The sequence below is a fragment of the Dermabacter sp. Marseille-Q3180 genome (genome assembly GCF_940792985.1).
In the GTDB taxonomy this organism is placed as follows: Bacteria; Actinomycetota; Actinomycetes; order Actinomycetales; family Dermabacteraceae; genus Dermabacter; species Dermabacter vaginalis.
On the sequence record NZ_CALNWU010000001.1, the window covers coordinates 277,249 to 302,858 of the forward strand.

Here is a 25,610-nt window from a genome sequence, read left to right on the forward strand (position 1 = left end):
CTTATCCGAGCAGGTCCTTCGCGTCGGCCACGCGTTGAAGAAGCGCGTTGACGAACGAGGCCGAATCCTCGGTGGACAGTTCGGAGGCAACGCTCGTGTATTCCTTGAGCAGCACGGGTGAATCGACGCCGACACCGTGAAGGATCTCAGCGGCCCCCATGCGCAGGATCGCACGGTCAACAGCCGGCATGCGTTCAAGTGTCCAGGCTTCCGAATGAGAGGCGATCGTGTCGTCAACATCGGCGGCGTGCGCGGCATACAGGAGCGCGAATTGCTTTGCGGCTTCCGGCAGCGGCGTTTGCGCAGTCGAGGTAACCGTGCGCTGCTCAGCGAGGTCCTCAACGCCGACCTGGCGAGCGTCGGCTTCAAAGAGCACGTCGATCGCGCGCACACGCGCCCTGGTCTTGGCCCCAAACTTCCCCGCCCGAGACGGGAGGGTCTTGACGAGTTCGACCTCGTCGCCCTCGCGCCCCGGGAGCGGCAGATCCAGCGGATCGAACGGCATCTCAGGCGCGCCCGAGGTAGTCGCCCGTGCGGGTGTCAACCTTGACCTTGGTGTTCTGCTCCAGGAAGAGCGGCACTTGAATTTCGAGGCCGGTTTCAAGGGTCGCGGGCTTCGTCCCACCCGAGCTGCGGTCGCCCTGGAGGCCCGGCTCGGTGTGGGTGATCTCAAGAACAACCGAGGCGGGAAGCTCAACGAAAAGCACGGTGCCCTCGTAGAACGCGACGACCGCATCCTGCCCTTCGAGCATGTAATCCGCGGCTTCACCAACGACCTCGGCGGTCACGTTGACCTGCTCCCAGGTTGTCGTGTCCATGAACACGAAGAGGTCGCCATCCTTGTACGAGTACTGCATGTCGCGGCGGTCGATCGTCGCCGTCTCAACCTTGACGCCCGCGTTGAAGGTCTTGTCCACGGTCTTGCCGGAGAGAACATTCTTGAGCTTGGTGCGCACGAACGCCGGCCCCTTACCGGGCTTGACGTGCTGGAATTCGACAACGCTCCAGAGGTTGTTGTCGATCTTCAGAACCATTCCGTTCTTGAGGTCGTTAGTGCTTGCCATGATTCTCCGTTCGAGGTTGCTGTTGCGCACGCGCCCCTTCGAGGGCGCACACAATCCTTAATTTTAGCGCCCTTCGGGCGCGGAGTTTTCCGACGGTTGCCGGATTCCCCTTGATCCTTCTCACGCGAGCGCGATCAGTTCTTCGTATTCGGCGTTCCAGAGGTCCTCGACCGCATCGGGCATCATGAGCACGCGCTCGGGGTTGAGCGCGGCGACAGCGCCGGGATCGTGACTCACGAGCACGATCGCTCCCTCGAAGGCACTGAGGGCGCCGAGGATTTCTTCGCGGCTCGCGGGGTCGAGGTTGTTCGTGGGCTCGTCGAGAAGCAAGACGTTCGCGCTCGAGACCACCAGGGTCGCGAGGGCGAGGCGAGTCTTTTCGCCACCGGAGAGCACCCCGGCGGGCTTATGCACGTCATCTCCCTGAAAGAGGAAGGAGCCGAGGATCTTACGGACCTCAACCTCGGGAAGATCGCCCGCGGCGCGCTGCATATTGTCGAGAACGGTGCGCTCAAGCTCGAGTGTGTCGTGCTCCTGCGCGAAATAGCCGAGCTTCAGCCCGTGCCCGGCAACCACCTCACCCGTGTCTGGTGTTTCGACGCCCGCGAGCAGACGCAAAAGCGTGGTTTTCCCCGCACCGTTGAGGCCGAGAACAACAACGCGCGAGCCACGATCGATCGCGAGGTTCACGTCGGTGAAAATCTCGAGGCTCCCGTAGCTCTTCGAAAGCCCTTCGGCGCTCAGTGGCGTCTTTCCGCTCGGAGCAGGCTTCGGGAACCGCAGCTTCGCCACTCGCTCAACCTGTCGTTCTTCCTCGAGGGAATCGAGGAGTTTTTCAGCTCGACGCAACATCTGTTGAGCAGCAACGGCTTTCGTCGCTTTCGCGCGCATCTTCTCGCCTTGTGCCTGGAGGGTCGCGGCTTTCTTCTCGGCGTTCGCACGTTCGCGCTTACGGCGCTTCTCGTCGTCCTCACGCTGGCGCAGATAATTCTTCCAGCCCATGTTGTACACGTCGATGACCTGGCGGTTTGCATCAAGGTAGAACACCTTATTGACCACGTGTTCGACGAGCTGAATGTCGTGCGAAATGATGATCATGCCGCCCGGGTACTGCATGAGAAACTCACGAAGCCACACGATCGAATCGGCATCGAGATGGTTCGTGGGCTCATCCAGAACGAGTGTCTCTGCTTGTGAAAACAGAATGCGCGCGAGTTCAACGCGGCGACGCTGCCCACCTGAGAGGGTGCCAAGCTCAGCCTCGAGCAGCCGGTTATCAACCCCAAGGTTGGCCGCGAGTTGCTTGGCCTCCGCCTCGGCGGCGTAACCACCCTGGGCCTCGAGCTCGTTGTTGAACCGCACGTAGCGATCCATCGCTTTCTCACGCTTGCTTTCGCTGAGGCTCATGTCGGCCATGTCATGCTCACTCTGCGCGAGTTTTTCGAAAATGCGCGCGAGGTTGCGGGCCTCGAGGATGCGCGCAAGCACCTTTTGCTTCGGATCCCCCTCAGTCGTGTCTTGAGGCAAGAAGCCGATCTGCCCGCGAATATCGATCGATCCAGCCGCAGCCTCACGTTCGCCCGCGAGGGTACGCGTGAGCGTCGTCTTGCCCGCACCGTTGCGCCCCACGAGACCTACACGATCGCCTTTCGCCACCTGAAAGTTCACGCCGCTCATCAGCATGCGTGCACCCACGCGAATCTCGAGGTCATGGACCGTGATCATGGTGTCCTTTGCAAACAGATGGTGGTAGGGCTTGGCCGTTGTGGGCCGCGCACAAGTCTAATCAGGCGCGTGCGCTGAAGGCCGTGCAACCGTCGGACTCTGCCTCACCGGGTAGCGGATTCCACACGCGCCCTCCGGAGCTTCAGATCTTTCCTCGTCTCCCTTGAACGAGGGGCCCTCGTGCGTCACGATGGGTGGAGACAATTGGCGGCGCGACGGCGCGCTGCGGAACAGGGTGATGAAGCGCCATGAAGATCGGCATCGTCAGGGAAATTAAGAACAACGAATACCGCGTGTCCATGCACCACGCTGGCGTTGAAGAATTGATCCGCTCAGGCCACGAGGTCATCGTGGAAACGGATGCGGGCGTAAACGCGGGCTTTACGAACCGGGACTACGAGCAAGCAGGCGCCCGTATCGCGACCACGGCAAAGGAGGTGTGGGAAGAGGCCGAGTTGCTCCTCAAGGTGAAGGAACCGCTCGAGAGCGAGTACGGCTTCCTCCGCGAGGATCAGATCCTGTTCACGTACCTGCACCTCGCGGCCTCGCGCCCACTCACGGATGCCCTGCTCGAGGCCAAAACACCGGCGCTTGCGTACGAAATGGTGCGCGGATCCGACGGCTCCCTGCCTCTGCTCGCCCCCATGAGCATCATCGCGGGTCGGCTCGCCGCACAGGTCGCCGCGCACCAACTCATGTCGCCCTTTGGCGGAACCGGCGTGCTCATGGGTGGTGCGCCCGGAACGGCAAGAGCAAAGGTCCTCGTCGTGGGAGGAGGTATCGTCGGCGAACAAGCCGCGCTTGTGGCCGCAGGCATGGGCGCGAGCGTGACCGTGCTCGACATCAATTCCTCTCGCCTCGCCGATCTCGACCGCATCCACGGCACACGTATTTCGACGGGGTTCTCCAACGCGCAAGCGATCGATACCTTCGCTCGCGATGCCGATGTTGTAGTGGGCTCGGTTCTCCTACCTGGCCGTGCAGCCCCGAAACTCCTCAAACGAGAAACGATCGAGGCGATGCGCCCCGGCTCGATCGTCATTGACGTTGCCATCGACCAGGGCGGCTGCACCGAGGTTTCTTCGCCCACGACCCACGATGATCCAACCTTCCGCGTGGGAAACGCCACCGTGTACTGTGTCGCGAATATGCCGGGCGCCGTGGCCCGTACCGCGAGCGTTGCCCTCGCAGGGGCGAGCCTCCCGTATGTCCGTGCCCTCGCGAACGGTGGAATCGCCGGCATTGCGGGCCACGCTGGGCTCCTCTCCGGCTTTTCGACGTACCGCGGAGAACTGCTGCACACGGAGGTCGCCGAGAGTCACGGACGTGAAAGCCGCGATGCACGCACCATGCTGAGTTAGCGTTCGGCTCGCGCGTCAAAGGTCGGGGGCGGGCTGTGCGGAACATCCCAGCCCACCACGCCCTCAATTCCGCTTGTAGCGGGCCAAAGCTGGGATAATGCACGCATGCTGCGAAATTATCGATTCCCCCTCATTATTCTCACGTGCGTGATCCTCGGCGCAATCGCCGGACTCGTCTTCGGCCCCGATGCCGCCGTGGTGAAACCCTTCGGGGTGGTGTTCGTGAACATGATGTTCACGCTCGTGGTGCCGCTCGTGTTTTTCTCCATTGCCTCATCGGTTGCCGCCATGGAATCAGCAAAGCGCCTAGGGAAAATCATGGGTTCGATGATGCTCGTGTTTATCTCCACCGGCATCCTCGCGGCCATCATCATGCTCACCGTGCTGTGGCTGTTCCGCTCAAGCGAGCCGCTCAACATCACGCTTACGGATCCCGGCGCGGTGGAAAAACCGGAATCGATCGGCGACCAGATCGTGCAGACCCTCACCGTGAGCGAATTCGGTGAGCTCCTCTCCCCCTCCAACATGCTCGCGCTCATCATCTTTGCCGTGCTCGTGGGCTTCGCGACGAGCGGAATTGGCAAGGCTGGTGACCCTTTCCGCGAGTTTCTCACGTCAGCGAGTGCCGTGTTCTTGAAGCTCGTCTCGCTCGTGATGTACTACGCACCGATTGGCCTTGGTGCCTATTTCGCCGCTCTCATCGGTGAGCTCGGCCCACAGCTCGTGGGCGGTTACGTCCGCGCCTTCGTGATCTACTTCCCCGTCACGATCGTCTACTTCTGCGTGGCCTTCACGCTTTACGCCTATATTGCTGGCGGAGCGAAGGGCATCAAGCGCTTTTGGAGCAACATCCTCGAGCCCACCGCCATCGCGCTCGGCACCGGTTCCTCCGTTGCCTGCCTTCCGGCCAACCTCAAGGCTGCGCAGCGCACCGGTGTCCCCCGCGATATTCGCGAAACGATCATTCCTATCGGCGCGACGATCCACATGGAAGGCTCCGTGCTTTCCGCGATCCTCAAAATCTCGTTCCTCTTCACGCTATTCCAGCGAGATCTCTTCACGGTCGAGAACATGCTCATCGCCGTGGGCATCGCCCTCTTGAGCGGCATGGTCATGAGCGGCATCCCCTCGGGGGGATTCGTTGGTGAGCTCATGATCATCACGCTCTACGGCTTTCCCACCACGGCCCTGCCCGTCATTTCGATCATCGGCACCATCATCGATGCTCCCGCGACGACGATCAACGCCGTTGGCGACAATTCCTCCTCGATGCTCGTTGCCCGCATGATCGACGGCAAAGACTGGATGGGCAAGGGAGATCGCGAGCGAGCTGAAGATGAGGCCCTCGCCGCAGCACCGCGCGCCGAAAGCCCAGCGCTGTAGGTTCCGACGCCTCCCGCACCCAGAAAGGGTGGCCAGCTCCACACGAGCTGGCCACCCTTCTTTTGAGTCGCGGCGCTGCCGCAACATTTTTAGATATTGAAACCGATCGCGCGGAGCTGATCCTTGCCGTCCTCGGTGATGCGCTCCATGCCCCACGGCGGCATCCACACCCAGTTAATGCGGTGCGTCTCCGCAATCGGGTCGAGTGCGGCGAAGGTTTGATCTTCGAGCACGTCCTGAAGCGGGCACGCGGCGCTCGTGAGCGTCATGTCGATCACGGCGTTACCGTTCTCGACCGTGACCCCGTACACGAGGCCAAGGTCCACAACATTGATCCCGAGTTCGGGATCGATCACGTCCTTGAGGGCTTCGGTGACGTCCTCAGCGGTCACATCCTTGGATTCGGACATTGCTAAGCCGTCCTTTCAGGTAGTCGCAGTCGTGCGGCGCTCAGGCCGTAAGGAAGCGGTCGTAGCCCTCGGCCTCGAGACGCTCGGCGAGCTCGGGGCCGCCCTCTTCCGCGACGCGGCCGTTCACGAACACGTGCACGAAATCGGGCTTGATGTACTTGAGGATACGCGTGTAGTGCGTGATGAGCATGACGCCGAGGTCGCTCTCCTCCTTGACGCGGTTCACGCCTTCCGAGACGACGCGAAGCGCGTCGACGTCGAGGCCGGAGTCGGTCTCGTCAAGGATCGCGATCTTCGGGCGCAGGAGCTCCATCTGGAGAATCTCGTGGCGCTTCTTCTCGCCGCCCGAGAAGCCTTCGTTCACGTTACGCTGCGCGAACTGCGGATCCATGCGAAGCTTCTCCATTGCGGAGTTCACATCCTTGACCCACTCGCGAAGCTTCGGAGCCTCGCCGGCAACGGCGGTCTTCGCGGTGCGCAGGAAGTTTGAGACGGTCACGCCGGGAACCTCGACCGGGTACTGCATCGCGAGGAAGAGGCCGGCCTTCGCACGTTCGTCGACGCTCATCTCGAGAACGTCTTCGCCGTCGAGGAGAACCTCACCCGAGGTGATCTCGTACTTCGGGTGGCCCGCAAGCGAGTAGGCAAGCGTGGACTTACCGGAGCCGTTCGGCCCCATGATCGCGTGGGTTTCGCCCGAGCGGAGCGTGAGGTTCACGCCCTTCAGGATCTCTTTCGTACCTTCGGGAGTTTCCACGGTTGCGTGGAGGTCCTTGATTTCAAGAACGGACATGATGTTCCTTTCGAGTCAGGAAAGTTCGATGGGGTCGAGCGAGACGCTGATCGCGCCGCTCGCCTGGTCGATCGTGACGGGATAAACGGGTGTTGCAACATGTGCGGGAAGTTGCCGAGGCACGCCGGTGCGAAGGTCGAACTGACTGCCGTGCTTCCAGCACTCAAGGGCGCCGTCTTCGACGTCGCCATCGGAGAGGTTGACACTGCGGTGGGTGCACAGATCGCCAAGCGCGTGCACAGTTCCATCTGTATCGCGCGCCAGAGCAATCTCGACCCCTTCGACCTCTATGCCCATGACCGTTCCAGGGGCGAGGTCTTCGAGGTGTGCAACCGTGTGTGTCATGGACATTTAGTTCATGCTCCGCTGCAGCTCGACCTCGATCTGCTCCGTGAGGTACTCACGCACCTCAGGAACCTCGATCCTCTGGATGAGCTCCTGGAAGAAACCGCGCACAACGAGGCGGCGAGCCTCGATTTCGGAGATGCCGCGTGCCATGAGGTAGAACAACTGCTCATCGTCGAATCGACCCGTCGCGGCGGCGTGTCCTGCGCCTTCAATTTCGCCAGTCTCGATCTCGAGGTTCGGCACCGAATCGGCGCGCGCCCCTTCGGTGAGCACAAGGTTGCGGTTCATTTCGTAGGTCTCGGTGCCTTCGGCCTCCTTGCGGATGAGCACATCGCCCACCCAGACACTGCGCGCACCGCGGCCCTGGAGTGCGCCCTTATAGAGCACGTTCGAGGTGCAGTTTGGCGCGGAGTGATCCACAAAAAGGCGGTGTTCGAGGTGCTGGCCTTCGTCGGAAAAGTACAGGCCGTCCTGTTCAACTTCGCCACCGGGGCCCGCGAAGGTCGCGGTCGAGTTGACGCGCACGGCTTTGCCGCCGAGCGTGACGACGATGTGCTTGAGGCGCGCATCCTTGCCGATCTTGGCGACGTGGGTGGACACCTGCACCGCGTCGTCGGCCCAGTCTTGGATCGCGATCACGGTCATCTCGGAACCTTCGTCGAGGATCATCTCGACATTCTGGGCATAGAGTGCCGAGCCCGTGTGGTTGACGACGTAGGTCGCGCGGGCGTTCGCTTCGGTGTGGAGCACAATCTCGCCGTGGCTCGCAACCGAGGCATCGTGTCCCCCGATCTCGACGCGCGCCGGCTCACTGATCTCGGCGTTCGAGGGAGCTTTGAGGTAGAGCGCGTTCGCGGTGAGTTCGGCGGCTGCCGCAGCGATCCGGTCCTCGGGGAGGATCGCCGTGTGGCGGGGGGCTTCCTTTTTCCCGAGCGAGTCGACGACGATGCCCTCGGGGGCCTCGACCTCGTAGCTCACGACGCTTTCTTCAACGTGGGTCTCGCGCGCCTCGAAAAGCGGGGCGAGCTGGCGGAGGCTTGCAAAGCGCCACTCTTCCTCACGGCCGGTCGGAATCTCGTGGTTGTCGATTCCGAACGCGGCGTGACGGGTCGCGCGCGAGAGGAGGCCGCTGCGCTCACCGGGAAGGGCGACGCCTTCGGATTCGAGCTGTGCTTTCGAATGATCCGTCGTGGTCATTAACCCACGGCTCCTTCCATCTGCAGTTCAATGAGGCGGTTGAGCTCGAGCGCGTACTCCATGGGGAGTTCACGCGCAATCGGCTCGATGAAGCCGCGCACGATCATGGCCATGGCTTCGGTCTCTTCGAGACCGCGGCTCATGAGGTAGAACAGCTGCTCTTCGCTGACCTTGGAGACGGTGGCCTCGTGGCCCATCTGCACGTCGTCCACGCGAACATCGACATACGGGTAGGTGTCGGTTCGAGAGATCTGATCGACGAGGAGAGCATCGCAGAGGACGTTCGAGGCCGAGTGGTGTGCGCCATCGTTGACCTGGACCAGGCCGCGATACGAGGACCGACCGCCGCCACGCGAAACCGACTTCGACACGATTGAGCTCGACGTATGGGGCGCCATGTGCACCATTTTCGAGCCCGTGTCCTGATGCTGGCCCTCGCCTGCGAAGGCGATCGAGAGGGTCTCGCCGCGGGCGTGCTCACCCTGGAGCCACACCGCGGGGTACTTCATGGTGACCTTCGAGCCGATGTTGCCATCGACCCACTCCATCGTGCCGCCCTCTTCCACGGTCGTGCGCTTCGTGACGAGGTTGTACACGTTGTTCGACCAGTTCTGGATGGTCGTGTAACGCACGCGGGCATCCTTCTTCACGACGATCTCGACGACGGCCGAGTGCAGCGAATCCGACTTGTAAATCGGCGCCGTGCAGCCCTCGACGTAATGCACGTACGAGCCTTCGTCGGCGATGATGAGCGTGCGCTCAAACTGGCCCATGTTCTCCGTGTTGATGCGGAAGTAGGCCTGGAGCGGAATTTCCACGTGGACGCCCTTCGGGACGTACACGAACGAGCCGCCCGACCATACGGCGGTGTTGAGGGCCGCAAACTTGTTGTCGCCCGCGGGGATGACCGTTCCGAAGTACTCCTCGAAGATCTCGGGGTAGTCGCGAAGGCCCGTGTCGGTATCCACGAAGATGACGCCTTGCTTCTCGAGGTCCTCGCGGATCTGGTGGTACACAACCTCGGACTCGTACTGGGCGGCGACGCCCGCGACGAGGCGCTCCTTCTCGGCTTCGGGGATACCGAGGCGGTCGTAGGTCGCCTTGATGTCTTCGGGGAGGTCTTCCCAGCTCTTCGCCTGACCCTCGGTCGAGCGCACGAAGTATTTGATGTTGTCGAAATCGATGTCGCTCAGATCCGCACCCCACGTGGGAAGCGGCTTCTTTTCGAAGAGCGAGAGGGCGCGCAGTCGGCGCTTGAGCATCCATTCCGGCTCGTTCTTCAGGTGCGAGATGTTCCGAACGACGTCCTCGCTCAGCCCTCGCTGAGCGGCGGCACCGGCCGTATCCGTGTCGTGCCAGCCGTATTCGTAGCTGCCAATCGACGCAATGATCTCGTCCTGACTGAGCTGCTCTGGTGCAGTCGTCATGGCTTCCTTCCTTCTGTGAGCAAATCTGTGGTGACGTCCGAGGCAAGTTCCCCTTCCGCCATGGACTCGGCGATCGCTGCGCTCATGGCGGGGGTCAAGTGGGTCGTGCATACGTGCGCGCCTGCCGCTCGGGTGGAGAGGCGCTGGACGGGGACGCCGAGCATACGCGAGAGCGCTGCGGTTTCCACCTCGCACAGCTCCGGGTGCTTGGCCGCGATGTCCTGGACGGGGCAGCGCCCCTGGCACATTTGCACGGTTGTGAGGGTACGCGTCGAGGCGCCGTCTTTCCCGGGTGGGCCAACGGTCACCGTCACGGGCCTCAGTGACGCGGCGTACCCGAGTTCCTTGAGAAGGTCGATGACGAGGCGCACGCGCTTGGATGGGGGCACTTCTCCCCTCGCATTTTCGCGCTCGTACCGCCTCTCAAATTCGGCTTCCCACTCCGAAGTTCGCGCCTTTGCGAGCGTCACGAGTGCCTCGTGACCGCCTGCGCGCTCGAGTTCCCTCATCGCGAGAAGCGCGAGGCTTTCGCATTCGCGTGAGTTCGCATCGGTGTCGGGGGCTTTCGCGGCGAGCACGAACTCTTTGCGGGGCCGTCCACGACCACGGGGGCGATTAGGTGCTTCCTTTTCCTCAATAATGCCTTCGGCGTGTAATTGGGAGAGGTGCCGACGGATGGCCGCGCCCGTGAGGTGGAACCGTTCGGCAAGGTCGCCAGCGGCGATGGGGCCGTCGACGCTGATGGCCTCGATGAGACGTTCGCGCGTTGAATCCGATGCGTGCGCATCAGTGCGAGCATTCACGACATCCTCCTCTCGCCGAAACGGTGGACGCTCCGATTCTACAAGCCGCAAGTTTCGAAAAGATAGGGAGGGTTACCTAAGTCCCGCTAAGCCGCGGTGTAAGTCACACCACGCATCGATCGCCAAGCAACCGTCGGCCCCGGGCCTCGCCTCCCGGAAGCGCGCGGAACAGTACGATGGAGAGCCATGGGCAAGAACACCACCACAGTCAAGGGTTCACCGAAGGCGGCGCCAGCGTCGGCCCTCGAGATCGCGAACCTGAGGAAACAATTCGGAGACGTGACGGCGTGCGAAAACGTCAGCCTCACGGCAAATTTTGGTGAGATCACCGCTCTTCTTGGCCCCAATGGCGCGGGAAAATCGACGACCATTGCGTGCGCCACCGGGCTTCTCAACCCCGATGGCGGCGAAGTTCGACTCCTCGGAAGCAACCCCCGCACTCACGACGCCGAGACTCGCGCTCGCGTGGGCGTGATGCTTCAGGACGGCGGGCTTACCTCCGGTGCCACTGCGAAGCATCTTCTCGAATACGCTTCCTGCCTTTATTCGCACCCTCGAAACTGGCGCGCGCTCTCGAGCGAACTGGGCATCGACGCCTTTGCCTCAACGCTCGTGCGACGCCTTTCCGGTGGGCAACGCCAGCGCCTCAGCCTCGCGCTCGCACTGCTCGGAGAACCGGATGTCCTCTTCCTCGACGAGCCCACCGCGGGCATGGACGCGGCCGTCAAGCGCCGCACGCGTGAACTGATCCGCGCGGAAGCCGAGCGAGGGGCAGCAGTAATCCTCACCTCCCACGCGCTCGACGACATCGCCTCACTTGCCGATCGCATCATCGTGATCTCCGGTGGCGTCGTGCGGGCCGACGGTACCCTCGCCGACGTCGAAAACACCCTCGGGAATGGCACAGCGCTCGCGCTCGACGTCTCGGCGACAGCCCCAGCACAAGAAAATCTCACGGGATTCGAGCGTGCCGTGCGCGAAGCCGCGACGGCGCACGGGGTTTCGCTCACGGTCAATCGTGGCCCCGCCTCGCTCGAGGACATCCTTGTCACGCTCTCCACGCACTCAACGAAGGAGCAAAAGTGAGCATCGCCGATCGTCATTCGCCCAGTGTGAGCGGTACCCGCGCCGCACGAGCACCGCAGCGAATCGCCGCACACGCGAAACTCGAAGCCCGGGCACTCCTCACGAACGGCGAACAGCTCATGGTTTCGCTCATGCTGCCCGCCATGGTGCTCCTCGGTCTTCGGTTCATTCCCGTTTCGCCCGCACTTTTTGGTGGCCACATTCCTTCGATTTCCGACGCGGTTGCTGCGACGGCCGTCACGGCGATCATCGCGACCTCGCTCACCTCCCAGGCGATCTCCACGGGTTTTGACCGCCGTAATGGTGTGCTGCGCTGGATTGCCACGACACCGCTCGGCCGGGGCGGGTACATGCTCGGCAAACTTGGCGCCCTCTCCCTCGTCCACATCCTGCAGATCGTCGTTCTCGGCGTGCTGTCACTCGCACTCGGATGGCGTCCCACAGTAAGCGAAATCCTGTGGTCGATCCCGGCGTGGATTCTCGCGACGTGCGCATTCGGAGGCCTCGGTCTTTTGATCGCGGGTACGCTCCGTACGGAGGCTGTGCTCGCGCTTTCCAATATCTTCTTCCTCCTCTTCATTGCCGTGGGCGGTGTCGCTATTCCCGCGAAGAGTTTCCCGGCTCCCCTGGACGCCATCGTCGCGCTCTTACCGTCAGCGGCGGCCACGAATGCCCTCACCGCTGCGCTTTCGGGGCACGCGCCCTCCCTATGGTCGCTCGCGCTCCTTGCGATTTGGGCCGCCCTCTTTGGCGGCCTGACGGTGAGATTCTTCCGCTGGACGAGCAGCTGAGCCGCGGGTCCCGGCCGGGGTTTCTTACACTTGGCGCATGACCTCTCCGAAGAGCACACCACGCGCCGTTGCCGAGCGCCACAATCGCTGGATTTACGTCATTTTTTGGATCAATCTCGCGTGCCAAATCGGCATCATCGTGACGGGCGGCATCGTGCGCTTGACGAAGTCGGGGCTCGGCTGTTCCTCGTGGCCGCACTGCGAACCGGGACAATTCACGCCGCGGTATCACCCCGAATCGGGCCTGCGCCCCTTCATCGAATTTGGCAACCGTGCCCTCACGCTCGTGTTGCTCATCTTCGCGATCCTCGTGCTCGTCGCAACCTATAAGCACCTTCGCGCCAAAGGCGCGGGATTCGTGCGTCTTTCGTGGGTGCCGCTCGCGCTGACGCTCTTCCAGGCGGTGTGGGGCATGCTCGTCGTCTACCTCCACCTCCACCCCTTCTTCGTGTCGGTGCACTTCATCGTCTCGCCAATTCTCGTGGCGTCCTCCGCGGTTTTGGTCTACCGACTTTACGAGGGCAACGGTTCTGCAAGACTTGCCGTGAACCGCGGCGCTCAATTCGTTTTTTGGCCACTTGCTGCCGTCGGGTTTGCGGTGCTGATTCTTGGAACTCTTACGACCGGCTCAGGCCCGCACTCCGGTGACGCCAACACCCCGCAACGCTTCCCGTTCAACCCGGCGAAAATCGCGTGGCTTCACGCCGATTTCGTATGGCTTTTCTGCGGGCTTCTGCTCGGTGTCGCCATCATCCTTATGATCACAAAGGCGCACACTCGGGCGAAGAATGCTCTCATTGCCCTCACGGTCGTGACGCTCCTCCAGGGCGCGATCGGGTACATCCAATATTTCACCGGCCTACCCGAGGCTCTCGTGGGGTTGCATATGTTTGGCGCGGCCCTGCTCTCCGCGGGCATCGCGTGGCTCGGCGCAAGCCTGTTCACGTGGTACCCGATCGGGGAAGGCACGGCACCGCACGACCACTCAAAGGAGGCGCAGCAATGAGCCTGTTCCGCACGAAACGTTACCCAACCCCCGAAGAAATCAAACCCGCGGGCGAGTTCGTGGCGGGCGTGCTCGCAACGCTTGAGAAAACCGTCTCCGTTGGCGATAACCTCCTCGACATCGACGCCGAGGTCCACCGCATGATTCGCAAGGCCGGTGCGACCTCGTGTTACATCGACTACCACCCCAGCTTCGGCGGCTCCCCCTTCGGAAAAGTTATCTGCTTGAGCGTCAATAATGCGGTGCTCCATGGCCGCCCCTACGATCGCAATCTCGTAAGCGGGGACCTCGTCTCCATGGATTTCGCGATCGAACTCGAGGGATGGGTCGCGGATTCATCGCTCTCAATCGTTGTGGGAGAGCAGCGCGAGGACTACCTCAAACTCATTCGAGATACCGAAAGCGTGATGTGGGCCGGCATCGACGTGGCCCGCGCGGGCAACACCGTGGGCGACATCGGCCATGCGGTGGAGTCGCGCGCTGCCGAGCTCGGGTACACGATCAATCACCAGTTCGGTGGTCACGGCGTGGGACGCACGATGCACGAGGCACCTTTCGTACCTAACTACGGGCCGCCGGGCTCGGGCCAACGATTGCGCGAGGGTATGGCGCTCACGGTCGAGCCGTTCCTCACGCCCACGACCGACGTCATGCGCATCACCGAACGCGACGGCTGGACCGTCGAATCGGGGGATGGCTCAACTGGCGCGCACGCGGAACACACCCTCATCGTCACGAAGGACGAGCCCATCATCGTGACGGCTCGCACCCCTGACCTCCCCCGGATTGCATAGTCGTTGTGGGGGTTACCCCTGCCCTGCACCTGTCCGCGCTACGCGAGCCCGTGGGCGGTGAATTCCGACGGTTGCCAGCGCTCATTCGCGCCTCAAACCCCAGGGCCCCTCCCCTTCTAGCCCCCTCGCGATAAAATTCACCGCAATGTAACATTTTGGTAACGGCATGGTCGCTCCCCGCCTTCGTTCGAAACGGTGTAAGTAGTAATATCCGTAGCGGCCCAGGCCAGACCCCGATCCGAAAACACTGCCCACCACACTCTTTCCCTCAGTGGCGAACAGCGATGGCAACGGTGGCCGAGACACTCGAGCACAGAAAAGAGACTCTCCATGACCCTCACCCGTAAGAAGCTTGGGCCGGTCCTCGGCCTTGGACTCTCCTTGTCGCTCCTCGCTGCGTGCTCCGGTGGCAGTGCGTCCAACGACGCCGCGCAGTCGCCGTCCTCAAGTGTGACGGCCAGTGCGGATTCGTCTTCGAGCTCCTCGACGAGCACAGATGACACGGAGGACAGGCTTCCGGGTTCCGTGGATTCGTCCCCCGCGTCCTCGGAAGAGGAAGACCATTCTGGGGAGTCCCTTGCGCAGCAGTGGGCACGGAAGAGGAACCGTGCTTCCGGCCAAGATTCCAACGTGAACGCCGAGAGCGATGCAAGCTCGGACAGCAGCGGGCGTCGACGTGCCCAGGGTGACTCCGAGTTGAGTGCAGGCCGTACGCCCGAAAATACTCGCGAAAACGGCTCAGGCCAGCAGAGGCCGGCCTTTGAGGTCACGCCTGATACCGCACTTGCTCACGGTGAATCCGATGCGTCGATTCCGCCCGCACAGGATCCCTCGAACGGCCCGGGTCCCTTCCCGGGCAACGTGGTGGCGCAACCGGCGGAGCCGAAGCCCGCGCAGCCGAAGCCACATCCCACACCCGAAAAACCTGGCGACGGTACCGGTAAGCCAGCTCCGAAGCCGCACAAGCCGGGCAAACCGAGCAATCCCGCTCCGGAACCCGGAAACCCCAAGCCCGGAAAGCCGGGCAAACCCGACGACTCTCCTACGGTGACGATCGCCGCTTTCGATGAGAAGGGCTACAACTCCGCCCTCGATGCATGGAAGAACGAGCTCGATAACGCGACCCGCAAAGCAGATCGCGCAAATGCGGCATTGAATGAGGCGCGACAAAACGCCGAGAACGCACGTTCGAAGGCTTCCGCTTCGCAAAGCGCCTACGAAGCCGAGAAGGCGAAGCTCGACGAACTCGTCGCTGCCATGCCCGGTACGGGCGATCTCGCCCAGAAGCGCGACCTCGCGGCGAAGCTGAAGGTCGAAGCGGAGAAGGCCGCCGCCGACGTTGAGACCGCTGAGAAGAAGGTCACCGACGCCGAGAAGAAGAAGCAGGATGCCGATCGCAAGCTCGAGCAGGCCACCAAGCAGCTCGAGGTGCTTTCCGACAAGCGTGACAACATTGCGATTCAGAGCAACCTCGAGTTCGCACAACTGAATTCGGAAGACCAGCTTCGTGCCCTCTCCGACGCCCTCGCGGAGCGTGTGAACGACTACCGCGTGAAGAACGGTCTGAACGAACTCGTGTACGCACCGGTGTTCAACGACAAGGCCGCAGGCTGGTCCACGACTATGGCCACGAGCAAGGACTTCACGCACTCGAATAGGGACGAAGAAGGCTACAGCAGCGAGAACGTCGTAAAGTCCAACTGCAATACCGACGCGGCAACCGTCGGCGAGTGCGCCGATGCATTGTTCGAGCAGTGGCAAAAGTCGGATGACCAGAACAAGAACATGCTTGACGAGACCTTCTCGCACGCTGGTATGGGCCTTGCAAAGGGCGACGACGGCCAGGTCTATGGCACGAACATGTTCTTCATCAAGGACGATGCCCACGAGGCTAACTCCACCACCGTCGTCCCGAAGTCGAAGGGCATGCCCGAAAATCTTGGCGGCGAGTACGTGCCCGAGGGTGCAATCGCGGTCACGGGTGGCACGAAGCTCGCCCACACGGTTGACGATCGCAACACCACCGAGTACGACAAGTGGGAAGGCGGCAAGGACGGCCTCGACTACACGAAGGGCGTGCGCCGCGGTGTTGATAAGCGGATTTCTGAGCTTGAAGAAGCCCCGCGGGTCGATGAATTGAAGAACCTCGATTCGGACATCAGCGAAGCACAGGCCAAGGTCGACGCGGCCCAGGCCGAAGCCGACCAGAGCAATCAGGATCTCGAAGACGCCAAGAGGGCTAAGGGCGACGCAGACATTCGGAAGACCGAGAGCGAGGATGCCTCCTCTAAGGCTCAGGCTGACCTCGCCGAGGCGGAAGCCGCCGCGCCTGAGGCCGAAACTGCACGCAAGCAGCAGCAGGCCAAGGTCGACAATCAAAGTAAGATCGTAGGCGAGGCAGAATCAAACGCCGCTCGCGACAACAAAGCGGCGTCGGATGCCGAGAACGAGCTGAATGAAGCGCAGGCGAAAGCTGACGACGCGAAAGCAGAGCAGCAGCGCGTTGAGGCTCAAGAGCCGACGAAGAAGGATTACACCACGACTATCGAGGTTCCCGCGGAGTGACCTCGCCGCTCCCGTAATCCCAAGGAGGGGCTGCCTCATCCCGAAGCAGCCCCTCCTTCGTCGATTGCATAGGGGTTGTGGGGGTTTGGGAAATCAGCAACGTGCCCGGACCCGAGCGAAGCGGCATCGCTTTCGAGCCATGCGACGCCACAAGCCCGCGCATCAGGCGATACGCGGGCTGCGGAACAGTGAAGCGGCTCCGGCTCTCCCCTACTCGGCGAGCGAGCGCAGGACGTACTGCAGGATACCGCCGGCACGGAAGTAGTCGGCTTCGCCGGGGGTATCGATGCGCACGAGCGCATCGAACTCGATGGGTTCTTCACCTTCGCGCGTTGCGCGTACGGAGACGGTTTTCGGGGTGACGCCTTCGTTAAGAGCGCTCACGCCAGAAATGGAGAAGGTTTCTTCGCCCGTGAGGCCGAGGCTTTCAGCCGACTCGCCAGCGGGATACTGCAGCGGCAGCACGCCCATGCCGATCAGGTTTGAGCGGTGAATGCGCTCGTAGCTCTCGGCGATGACCGCGCGCACGCCCAGCAGCTTCGTGCCCTTGGCTGCCCAGTCGCGAGAAGAGCCGGTACCGTACTCCTTGCCGGCGAGCACGACGAGCGGGATTCCCGCTTCGGCGTAGTCCTGGGCGGCGTCGTAAATAAAGCTCTGCTCACCGGTGAGGAAGTTCCTCGTGTAACCACCTTCGACGCCGTCGAGAAGAAGGTTCTTGAGGCGGATGTTCGCGAAGGTGCCACGGATCATGACCTCGTGATTGCCACGGCGCGAGCCGTAGGAATTGAAGTCTTTACGATCCACGCCGTGCTCGCGCAAGTAGCGCCCGGCCGGCGAGTCGGCCTTGATGGCACCCGCGGGCGAGATGTGGTCGGTTGTCGTCGAGTCGCCGACCTTCACGAGTACGCGCGCACCTTCGATGTCACGAATCGCCTCAAGCTCCATGCTCATCCCCTCGAAGTACGGGGGTTTGCGCACGTAGGTCGAGTCGTCGCTCCACGAGAACGTGTCGCCGTCAGGAGTGTCGAGGCCGCGCCAACGCTCATCGCCGGCGAAGACATCGGAGTAGTCGTTTTCGAACATCTCCTGCGTGATGTTCTCGGCGATCGTGTGTTCGACTTCGGCGGGAGTCGGCCAAATGTCGCGAAGGAACACGGCGTTGCCCTCGGCATCGTGCCCGAGCGGGTCGGAGTCGAAGTCGAAGTTCATCGTGCCGGCAAGCGCGTAGGCGATGACAAGGGGCGGCGAAGCCAGGTAGTTCATTTTGACGTCGGGGTTAATACGCCCCTCGAAATTGCGGTTGCCAGACAGCACAGCGGTCACGGCAAGGTCGCCCTCGGCAATGGCTTCGGAGATTTCGGGGGTGAGAGGGCCGGAGTTGCCGATGCAGGTCGTGCAGCCGTACCCGACGAGGTGGAAGCCAAGCTTCTCGAGGAACGGCCACAGGCCGGCTTTCTCGTAGTAGTCGGTGACAACCTTCGAGCCAGGTGCCATCGACGTTTTCACCCAAGGCTTGACGTCGAGGCCACGTTCAGCCGCGTTCTTCGCCAGCAGCCCCGCGGCCATCATGACCGAGGGATTTGACGTGTTCGTGCACGACGTGATGGAGGCGATCGAGACGATGCCATGGTCAATCGTGTAATCGGTTCCTTTAACCGAAGTGGGGTTCGAGGTGTTCTCGGCATAGGCCGGCAGGGATTTCGCGAAGCTTTCTTTGGCTTCGGTGAGCACGATGCGATCTTGCGGGCGTTTGGGCCCGGCGATCGAGGGGACGACGGTTGCCAGGTCTAGCTCGAGGTATTCGGAGTATTCCGCTTCCCTCTTAGGGTTATGCCAGAGCCCCTGACGCTTGGCGTAAGCCTCGACAAGGGCCACTTGATCGTCGTCACGGCCCGTGAGGCGCAAGTAGTCGAGAGTGACATCATCGATCGGGAAGATCGCGGCGGTCGAGCCAAACTCGGGACTCATATTGCCGATCGTGGCGCGGTTCGCAAGGGGAACCTGCGAAACGCCTTCGCCGTAGAACTCCACGAATTTGCCCACGACACCGTGCTTGCGGAGCATCTCGGTGATCGTGAGGACAACGTCGGTAGCGGTTGCGGCGGGCGGGATTTCGCCAGTGAGCTTGAAGCCCACGACTCGCGGGATGAGCATTGACACGGGCTGGCCGAGCATGGCCGCTTCCGCCTCGATCCCGCCAACGCCCCAGCCGAGCACGCCGAGACCGTTGACCATCGTCGTGTGCGAGTCGGTGCCGACGCACGAATCGGGATAGGCGCGCACAACGCCGTCAACCTCGCGAGTCATGACGGTGCGGGCGAGGTACTCGATGTTGACCTGGTGGACAATGCCCGTGCCCGGCGGGACCACCTTGAAATCATCAAACGCGCCCTGGCCCCAACGGAGAAATTGGTAACGCTCGCGATTGCGCTCGAACTCGAGATCCATATTGAGCTCGAGTGCGTCGATGCGACCTGCAACATCGATCATGACGGAATGGTCGATCACCATTTCCGCAGGAGCAAGGGGGTTGATCTTGGAGGGATCGCCGCCGAGGTCGCTCATCGCTTCGCGCATCGTCGCAAGATCCACAATGCAGGGCACGCCGGTGAAGTCCTGCATGATGACGCGCGCTGGCGTGAACTGGATTTCCTCACTCGGCTCGGCCTGGGGATCCCAATTGGCGAGCGCCTGGACGTGGGCGGCAGTGATGTTTTCGCCGTCTTCAGTGCGCAGAAGGTTTTCAAGGAGCACTTTGAGGCTGTAGGGAAGCCGACGGTACCCCTCAACAGCGTCGAGTGCATAGATCTCGTATTCGCGCGAGTTGACACTCAGGGAGGTCTTCGCGCCGAAAGAATTCACCGTGCTCATCGAGGCTCCTATCGCAAGTGCGGTCGATCGTTGTCAGTATTTATCGTGCGGCTCGTTCGAGCTTCACAACGCATTCCATGTGGTGGGTGTGGGGGTACAGGTCGAAGACTTGGAAATCGGTGATGGCCCAGCCCTCGTGCTCGGCAACTCGCAGGTCGCGCGCGAGAGTTGAGGGTTCGCACGAAACGTAGACCATGCGCTCGCGAGTGAGCTCGGCAAGGCGCGCCATGGCCTTTTCGCCAACGCCCGCGCGGGGCGGGTCCATAATGACGCGGTCAGGCCCTTCATTCGCTTCCGCGAGGAAGTCGCGGACATCCGCGGTGACGGCTTTGGCCTGGGGGTAGGCAGCGAGGTTCTCGGTGGCGTCGGCGCTCGCGCGTTCCGCGCCCTCGACGCTCACAAGTGCACCTGTGCCGCCGACTGCGCGGGCTGCGGGGACCGAAAAAAGGCCCGCCCCGCCGTACAGATCCCAAATCCGCTCACCTTCGTGCGCGTCAAGAGCGTGTCCGACGGCGGCGGTCAGAAGGCGCGGCGCATCAACGTGCACTTGCCAGAAACCGCCTGCGTAGAGAGTGAAAACGTCATCGCCGACGATTTCCCGCACCGAGTCGTCGCCGCGCAGAGCAGTGGTACTGGTGCGCGTGGCGAGCACGATGCTCGCGTTCTCGCAGGCGGCAGGAAGATTGAGATCGTCGAGGGTCAAATCGTTCTCGGAGCGCACGATGATCGCGGGCGCGCTCCCGCTTGGAGCGACTACATCGACTGCAACGACGCCGCTCGGGGCCTTCCACACGTCGATGCCGAGTGCTTGGATTGCGGGATGGGCGAGAGGATTTGACCCAACGGCGTGAATTTCGTGGGAGCGCCAGCCGTGCATGCCAACCTTGCCCTGATCGACGGCGAAGCGGACGCGCGAGCGCCAACCGAGCCCCGTGTGGTCGTCCCGAGCGGGCTCGATTTGGATGTTTTCAATCGGGTACGTGCCAATTCGGGCGCGCGTCATGAGCTCCTGAAGAACTTCGGTCTTGATACGACGTTGCGCTTCGATGCGGATATGGGCATAGTCGGCTCCACCGAGTCCCTCGTATCCGCATTCAGGCCACGCACTGGGGACGCGATCGGGCCCAGCCTCGATCACGTCGATCGTTTCGGCACGCCAAAAGCGCGCGTTCGCCTTCGAGTCGGGAAGCACTTCAGCAACGACGGTTTCTCCCGGGCACGCGCCACGCACGAAGACAACGCGACCTTCGTGACGCGCGACGAAGGTGCCTCCATGTGCCGGCTTATCGACGGTCAGGGTGATCAGCCGCCCTTCCCCTGCGAGCTCCTGCACTTCTTTTGGTCGCTCGGATGCGGGACGGGTCATGGGGCTAGCTCCTTGACAACGGGATTCGTGTACGACGCGATCGATGCTTCGTGCTCGGGACCATCGAGATCCCAAGGGACACGGCGGACCGTGACGCGCTCATACTTTTCGAGTCGGGTCGTGACTCGCCTCAGCACGTGGTTGTGCATGATCGACTCCCACCAGTGTCCCACGAGAAATTCAGGAATGTAGACAACCACGGCGTCACGGGGGTACGTGCGTGTAAAAGATCGCACGTAGTCGTCGAGCGGCGCGAGGAGGGCGCGATACGGCGAATTGATCACGCGTAGCGGGATGGGGATCTTGCGCCTGAGCCACTCCGTGCTAAGCGTGTCGATCGCGGAATCGTTGGTCTTCACGGCCACGGCTTGGAGGCTCAGGTGCGGTGACGCCATCGCTTCCTTGATCGCTCGAATGGCGGGTCGGTTCAGTTGCGTGAGCAGAACGATGCCCCGTGTGGGATCTTTACCGTCGAGGGGGGCGGGTGCAGCGATCGGCCAGCGGCCAAGATCCTCGTCGTGGCCGAGGGCGAGTTTCGAGAAGATCCGAGAGTAGTAGCGGCTGATGATCGTCATCGCTGCCCACATAAGCGCCACGGCAGCGAGTGTCACCCATGCGCCGAGGAGGAAGTTGGCGGTGGCCACGGTCAGAAGAACCAGGGCCAGGCACACGGTGGCAACGAGACTGACCGCGCGTTTGCGGGCAAAGCGCTGGCGTTCCTTGAGCCGCACCGCCACGCGGTGTTTTTTCGTGTAGTGGCGGAACATCCCCAGCTGCCCGATCGTGAAGGTCATAAAAACGCCCACGACATACATGTGGATGAGCAGCGTAATGTTCGCGCCCGTCGCGAGAACCACGATTTCCGCAAGCCCCGCGAGGAGCAGAATGCCATTGGAGTACACGAGCCTGTCGCCCCGTGAGGCGAACACGCGGGGGATGTAACCGGTGCGGGCGAGAGCCGCCGTCAGTACCGGCAGTCCGGTGAAGGCGGTGTTCGCGGCAATGCACAGCACGAGAGTGGCCATGGCGAGCATTGCGAGCGACATGAGCGATCCGGCCCCGAAAATGGCCTCCGCAATCTGGCCGAGCACTGGTGTCGCTTCGCTCACGCGCGCGCCTTCCGCCTCGCGGGGCGAAAGGCTCACGCGCGTCGCGAGCGCGAGTAGCATGACCCCGAGGAAAAGCACCGCCGTCATCGCGCCCGAAATGACCAGCGTGATGCACGCATTGCGGGCTTTCGGGGGCCGGAAAACAGGCACGGTATTCGTGATGGCCTTGACACCGGATACCACGGGAAGGCCGCTCGAAAAAGCTCGCGCAAGAACGAGCGCGCCGCCGAACGCAGTGAGAGCCACAGGCTCCCCCTCCCCCGGTTCCGGATAGCTTCCCGCATGTGGGGATAGCCCGAGCGTCCCTCGCCATGCCTCAATTCCGCCCCACACGAGCGTGATGGTGATCAAAGCGATGAAGGTATACACGGGAAGGCTCACGAGCCGCGCAGATTCCCGCGCACCTCGAAGATTCACGAGTGCAAGGAGTGCAATAATCGCCATCGCCATGCCGGTTTGAAACGGTGCAAGAGGGCTTATCGCACCCCCGATATAGGCGCCCGCTTGCGAGGAGGCGACCGCGACCGTAAGTACATAATCGGTCACCAGAGCCGCACCTGCGAGTCGGCCCGCGTTCGGACCAAGATTGGTTCGCGCGACAACGAAGTCGCTTCCCCCGCCTGGATATTCCTCGATCACGTTCAGGTGGGCGGTCACGACGATCGCCATGACAAAGACGACGGCGATTCCTACCCACGGGCTCCATGCGAAAAGGCCGATTCCGGAAAGGCCGAGCGTGAGAATGATTTCATCGGGGGCATACGCGAGTGCACTCACCGTATCGGCCGCAAAGGAGGGAATAGCGAAGCGCTTCGGGAGGCGCTGGCGCGCGAGGCGATCGGAGCTAAACGGACGCCCGATCACAATGCGTTTGACGGAAGCGAGGGGGCGGGACACACGGATAATCTACTCTCCGCCCGGGCACGGCGCACATCCTCATCCGCGCGCACGCCTCGCGGCGCCCCTCACGCGTTAGGCTGGATTTATCGTCCGGGCCAGCTCCGGCGCGCACCACACCAACCGCATCAGGCGAGGATCAGCAATGCACATCGTCATTATGGGCTGCGGCCGCGTAGGCGCAACGCTTGCCACAAAGCTCCAGACAAACGGACACTCGGTGGCGATTATCGATCGCGACGAGAAGGCGTTCCGCATACTCCCCGATGACTTCGAGGGGATCAAAGTCCACGGAATCGGCTTTGACCGCCGCTCGCTTGAGCGCGCTCGTTGCGACGAAGCCATCGCCTTTGCCGCGGTCGCAGGCGGCGATAACTCCAATATCATCGCGGCCCGCGCCGCGCGGCAGCTCTACGGCATCCGCAATGTCGTCGCGCGTATCTACGATCCGAAACGCGCCGAGGTGTATGAACGCCTTGGTATCGCAACCGTGCCCACGGCGCGGTGGACCACGAATCAGATGCTTACCCGCCTGATCCCTGGCCAGTCAGCTCGTGAGTTTCAGGATATTTCCGGCAACGTGTCGATGCTCGCCTGCGATTTCCACTCCAGCTGGGTGGGCACAACGCTCGCGGACCTCGAAAAACTCACCGCCTCGCGCGTCGCTTTCGTGACCCGCTACGGCGAAGGGTCGTTGCCGAGGCGCGACTACCGCATACAGGAAGAGGACATCGTGCACCTCACGCTCGAAACAGAGCGAGAGGCGGAGGTTTCCGCACTGCTCACCCACCATTTTGAGGAGGACGCCGAATGAAGATCGTCATCGTGGGTGCAGGAAGTGTGGGGCGAAGCATCGCGCGGGAGCTTCTCGACAAGGGACGCACGGTCACCCTGATCGACCGGGAGGGGGCACGTCCCGGTCTTGACGAAGTCACGTGGGTGCAGGGCGACGCCGCCGAACTCGATGTTCTCGAAAAGGCGAAGCTTGCCGAAGCCGACGTGGTTGTCGCCGCCACGGGCGATGACAAGGTGAATCTCGTCGTTTCCCTCCTCGCCAAAACCGAGTTCGGAGTTCCGCGAACCGTGGGCCGCGTCAACCACCCTCGCAACGAATGGATGTTCGACGATGCCTGGGGCGTCGACGTTGCGGTGTCGACCCCGCGGATTATGACTTCCCTCGTCGAGGAGGCCGTGAGCATCGGCACTGTCGTCACGATGTTCTCTTTCGCGAAGTCCGAAACGAGCATGGTCGAGATCACCGTCCCGGAAACCTCGCCGATCGTTGGCAAAGACATCGGTGATGTGGCGTGGCCGAGGAGTGCGACCCTCGTTGGCGTCGTGCGCGAGGGGCATCCGCGCCCGCCTGCCGAATCCGAGGCCCTCGAGCCGCGCGATGAGCTTTTGTTCCTCGCTCACCGCTCATGTTTGACGGCTCTTCAGCGCACGGTGGTGCCAAGGGGACTCGAGGAAACGACCGCAGCGCTGCCCGTTGTGCGGGTTAGTGACGAGGACGAGGACTAAAAACCCTCCAATTTCGCCCTACGAACGCTTGGACTCCTTGAGGGGCGTCGCATCTATGTGAGCGCTGGTAGCGTCGGAAAACCACCGCTTCACAAGCGCGCGGTGCTGCAGAAAAACCACATACGTGACCGCCACGAATGCCGGGATCCCCATGATGAGCTTGGCGATACCGAGCGCGTCCGTGAACCCCGCGAAATACAGGGGCGCTTGCACGGCGACCTTGAGCGCAAAGAGCCCTGCGTACCACAGCGTGGCATACGTGTAGGTGCGCCTGCCCTCGCGAGAGGTGCGCCAGGCTGAAACTCGCGGGTCGACGAGTGCAGCCACGTATCCCACTGCAGGGTGTTTCACAAGGATCGAGACGCTCAGTACCACGGCATAGACGGCGTTGGTGATCAGACCGGGAAGGTAAAAGCCGCTGCCGTCGCCGCTTTTCACGGCGATGAACGCGCCGAGGCCAATCCCGATCGCACCGCTGATGGCGGGTGTGACCTGACTTTTCGTGGCGATACGCCACACGAGTGCGAGAACGACGACGCCGAGCGAAGCGACACTCGCGAGCACGACGTTGCGCGTGAAGAGAAACAGCACAACGAACAGGAGGGTCGGGAGGACCGATTCGATGAGCCCCCTCACGCCACCGATCGCGTTCATGACGCTGTAGTCATCAGAGGTAAAGCTCGCTTTGAGCCCGGTTGCAGGTGGTTCGGGGGCTGACGAAGGTGAGGTCACTGGCCGTCGTCCTTCGCACCGTGGATCGCGTATCGGGGGTTGTACATGATGCGCTTACGGCCTCGCAGGCCTACGAATCCTTCGACCTCCAGGCGCGCACCAGGTTCGATACCGGCGATCGACTGACGCCCGAGCCACACGAGGGCAAGCCTGCCCGTACCATCGTGGAGATCAACGTCGAGCTTCGGATCCTGGCCTGCCGGCTGGACGACGATCGAGCTGACCGTGCCAAGGCAATGCGCCGGGCGGCGGGACGTGATGGACGCAATCTCGTCAAGATTCTCCACGCCGCTCTCGTCGTCGTCATTGGTCGACGCGGACGCAGTCAACAAATCCCTCGCCTTCGTGAGGACGCTCACGG

The 25,610-nt window shown here is 62.4% G+C and carries 23 protein-coding genes; 9 read left to right on the forward strand and 14 right to left on the reverse strand.

Annotated features, from left to right (window positions below):
* Position 1: 1 nt before the first annotated feature.
* From nusB to NBW56_RS01320, 3 genes are all read right to left on the reverse strand, one after another.
* Complete coding sequence (nusB, locus tag NBW56_RS01310; protein ID WP_250257686.1) at positions 2–544, reverse strand: transcription antitermination factor NusB; 543 nt, start codon at positions 542–544, stop codon at positions 2–4.
* Positions 507–1,064, reverse strand: coding sequence for an elongation factor P (gene efp, locus NBW56_RS01315; protein WP_065248752.1), 558 nt, complete (start codon positions 1,062–1,064; stop codon positions 507–509). The genes nusB and efp overlap by 38 nt, the downstream gene beginning before the upstream one ends.
* Before the next feature lie 120 nt (positions 1,065–1,184).
* Positions 1,185–2,789 (reverse strand): ABC-F family ATP-binding cassette domain-containing protein, encoded by a 1,605-nt coding sequence (locus NBW56_RS01320; protein WP_250257687.1) that lies wholly within the window; start codon positions 2,787–2,789, stop codon positions 1,185–1,187.
* A 248-nt stretch (positions 2,790–3,037) separates the two neighbouring features.
* On the opposite strand from NBW56_RS01320, the gene ald reads away from it, so the two are divergent.
* Both ald and NBW56_RS01330 read left to right on the forward strand, forming a co-directional pair.
* Complete coding sequence (gene ald, locus NBW56_RS01325) at positions 3,038–4,150, forward strand: alanine dehydrogenase (RefSeq protein ID WP_250257688.1); 1,113 nt, start codon at positions 3,038–3,040, stop codon at positions 4,148–4,150.
* Between the two features lie 105 nt (positions 4,151–4,255).
* On the forward strand, positions 4,256–5,533 hold the full coding sequence (locus tag NBW56_RS01330) for a dicarboxylate/amino acid:cation symporter (protein ID WP_250257689.1): 1,278 nt from the start codon (positions 4,256–4,258) through the stop codon (positions 5,531–5,533).
* A gap of 89 nt (positions 5,534–5,622) precedes the next feature.
* Here the strand turns inward: NBW56_RS01330 and NBW56_RS01335 are convergent, their stop codons facing one another.
* The 6 genes from NBW56_RS01335 to NBW56_RS01360 are packed head-to-tail and all read right to left on the reverse strand — an operon-like array spanning position 5,623 to position 10,511.
* Positions 5,623–5,943: a metal-sulfur cluster assembly factor gene (locus tag NBW56_RS01335; RefSeq protein ID WP_250257690.1), complete on the reverse strand. Its 321-nt coding sequence runs from the start codon at positions 5,941–5,943 to the stop codon at positions 5,623–5,625.
* A 40-nt stretch (positions 5,944–5,983) separates the two neighbouring features.
* Positions 5,984–6,736 carry a Fe-S cluster assembly ATPase SufC gene (gene sufC, locus NBW56_RS01340; protein ID WP_065247882.1) on the reverse strand — a complete coding sequence of 251 codons (753 nt, stop codon included), beginning with the start codon at positions 6,734–6,736 and terminating at the stop codon, positions 5,984–5,986.
* Positions 6,737–6,751: 15 nt separating this feature from the next.
* Complete coding sequence (locus tag NBW56_RS01345; RefSeq protein WP_126846626.1) at positions 6,752–7,081, reverse strand: Rieske (2Fe-2S) protein; 330 nt, start codon at positions 7,079–7,081, stop codon at positions 6,752–6,754.
* A gap of 6 nt (positions 7,082–7,087) precedes the next feature.
* Entirely contained in the window at positions 7,088–8,281 is a 1,194-nt protein-coding gene (sufD, locus tag NBW56_RS01350; RefSeq protein ID WP_250257691.1) for a Fe-S cluster assembly protein SufD, read from the reverse strand.
* Positions 8,281–9,708: a Fe-S cluster assembly protein SufB gene (gene sufB / locus NBW56_RS01355; protein WP_250257692.1), complete on the reverse strand. Its 1,428-nt coding sequence runs from the start codon at positions 9,706–9,708 to the stop codon at positions 8,281–8,283. The genes sufD and sufB overlap by 1 nt, the downstream gene beginning before the upstream one ends.
* Positions 9,705–10,511 (reverse strand): helix-turn-helix transcriptional regulator, encoded by an 807-nt coding sequence (locus tag NBW56_RS01360; RefSeq protein ID WP_150333188.1) that lies wholly within the window; start codon positions 10,509–10,511, stop codon positions 9,705–9,707. The genes sufB and NBW56_RS01360 overlap by 4 nt, the downstream gene beginning before the upstream one ends.
* A 186-nt stretch (positions 10,512–10,697) precedes the next feature.
* Between NBW56_RS01360 and NBW56_RS01365 the strand changes: the two genes are divergently transcribed.
* From NBW56_RS01365 to NBW56_RS10130, 5 genes are all read left to right on the forward strand, one after another.
* Complete coding sequence (locus NBW56_RS01365) at positions 10,698–11,597, forward strand: ABC transporter ATP-binding protein (protein ID WP_250257693.1); 900 nt, start codon at positions 10,698–10,700, stop codon at positions 11,595–11,597.
* Positions 11,594–12,388, forward strand: a complete 795-nt coding sequence (locus tag NBW56_RS01370) for an ABC transporter permease (RefSeq protein ID WP_250257694.1) — start codon at positions 11,594–11,596, stop codon at positions 12,386–12,388. The genes NBW56_RS01365 and NBW56_RS01370 overlap by 4 nt, the downstream gene beginning before the upstream one ends.
* 37 nt (positions 12,389–12,425) lie before the next feature.
* Positions 12,426–13,394: a COX15/CtaA family protein gene (locus NBW56_RS01375; RefSeq protein ID WP_126846126.1), complete on the forward strand. Its 969-nt coding sequence runs from the start codon at positions 12,426–12,428 to the stop codon at positions 13,392–13,394.
* The gene (gene map, locus NBW56_RS01380; protein WP_250257695.1) at positions 13,391–14,188 is read left to right on the forward strand and encodes a type I methionyl aminopeptidase; all 798 of its coding nucleotides are present in this window, start codon (positions 13,391–13,393) and stop codon (positions 14,186–14,188) included. The genes NBW56_RS01375 and map overlap by 4 nt, the downstream gene beginning before the upstream one ends.
* 330 nt (positions 14,189–14,518) lie before the next feature.
* Positions 14,519–16,753 (forward strand): CAP domain-containing protein, encoded by a 2,235-nt coding sequence (locus NBW56_RS10130; RefSeq protein ID WP_284346079.1) that lies wholly within the window; start codon positions 14,519–14,521, stop codon positions 16,751–16,753.
* A 210-nt stretch (positions 16,754–16,963) separates the two neighbouring features.
* Here the strand turns inward: NBW56_RS10130 and acnA are convergent, their stop codons facing one another.
* Genes acnA through NBW56_RS01400 form a run of 3 tightly spaced genes read right to left on the reverse strand, consistent with a single transcriptional unit; the run spans position 16,964 to position 22,996 of the window.
* Complete coding sequence (gene acnA / locus NBW56_RS01390; protein ID WP_250257696.1) at positions 16,964–19,624, reverse strand: aconitate hydratase AcnA; 2,661 nt, start codon at positions 19,622–19,624, stop codon at positions 16,964–16,966.
* A gap of 40 nt (positions 19,625–19,664) precedes the next feature.
* On the reverse strand, positions 19,665–20,990 hold the full coding sequence (locus tag NBW56_RS01395) for a class I SAM-dependent RNA methyltransferase (RefSeq protein ID WP_250257697.1): 1,326 nt from the start codon (positions 20,988–20,990) through the stop codon (positions 19,665–19,667).
* Positions 20,987–22,996 carry an APC family permease gene (locus NBW56_RS01400; RefSeq protein ID WP_250257698.1) on the reverse strand — a complete coding sequence of 670 codons (2,010 nt, stop codon included), beginning with the start codon at positions 22,994–22,996 and terminating at the stop codon, positions 20,987–20,989. The genes NBW56_RS01395 and NBW56_RS01400 overlap by 4 nt, the downstream gene beginning before the upstream one ends.
* A 145-nt stretch (positions 22,997–23,141) precedes the next feature.
* Here NBW56_RS01400 and NBW56_RS01405 point away from each other — a divergent pair, with 145 nt between their 5' ends.
* Positions 23,142–23,810 carry a potassium channel family protein gene (locus tag NBW56_RS01405; protein ID WP_250257699.1) on the forward strand — a complete coding sequence of 223 codons (669 nt, stop codon included), beginning with the start codon at positions 23,142–23,144 and terminating at the stop codon, positions 23,808–23,810.
* Positions 23,807–24,517, forward strand: coding sequence for a potassium channel family protein (locus NBW56_RS01410; protein ID WP_065247895.1), 711 nt, complete (start codon positions 23,807–23,809; stop codon positions 24,515–24,517). Before NBW56_RS01405 ends, NBW56_RS01410 begins: the two co-directional genes overlap by 4 nt.
* A gap of 18 nt (positions 24,518–24,535) precedes the next feature.
* Here the strand turns inward: NBW56_RS01410 and NBW56_RS01415 are convergent, their stop codons facing one another.
* Both NBW56_RS01415 and NBW56_RS01420 read right to left on the reverse strand, forming a co-directional pair.
* Positions 24,536–25,249: a DUF3159 domain-containing protein gene (locus tag NBW56_RS01415; RefSeq protein WP_250257700.1), complete on the reverse strand. Its 714-nt coding sequence runs from the start codon at positions 25,247–25,249 to the stop codon at positions 24,536–24,538.
* Positions 25,246–25,608, reverse strand: coding sequence for an OB-fold nucleic acid binding domain-containing protein (locus NBW56_RS01420; protein ID WP_236886214.1), 363 nt, complete (start codon positions 25,606–25,608; stop codon positions 25,246–25,248). The genes NBW56_RS01415 and NBW56_RS01420 overlap by 4 nt, the downstream gene beginning before the upstream one ends.
* Positions 25,609–25,610: the final 2 nt, after the last annotated feature.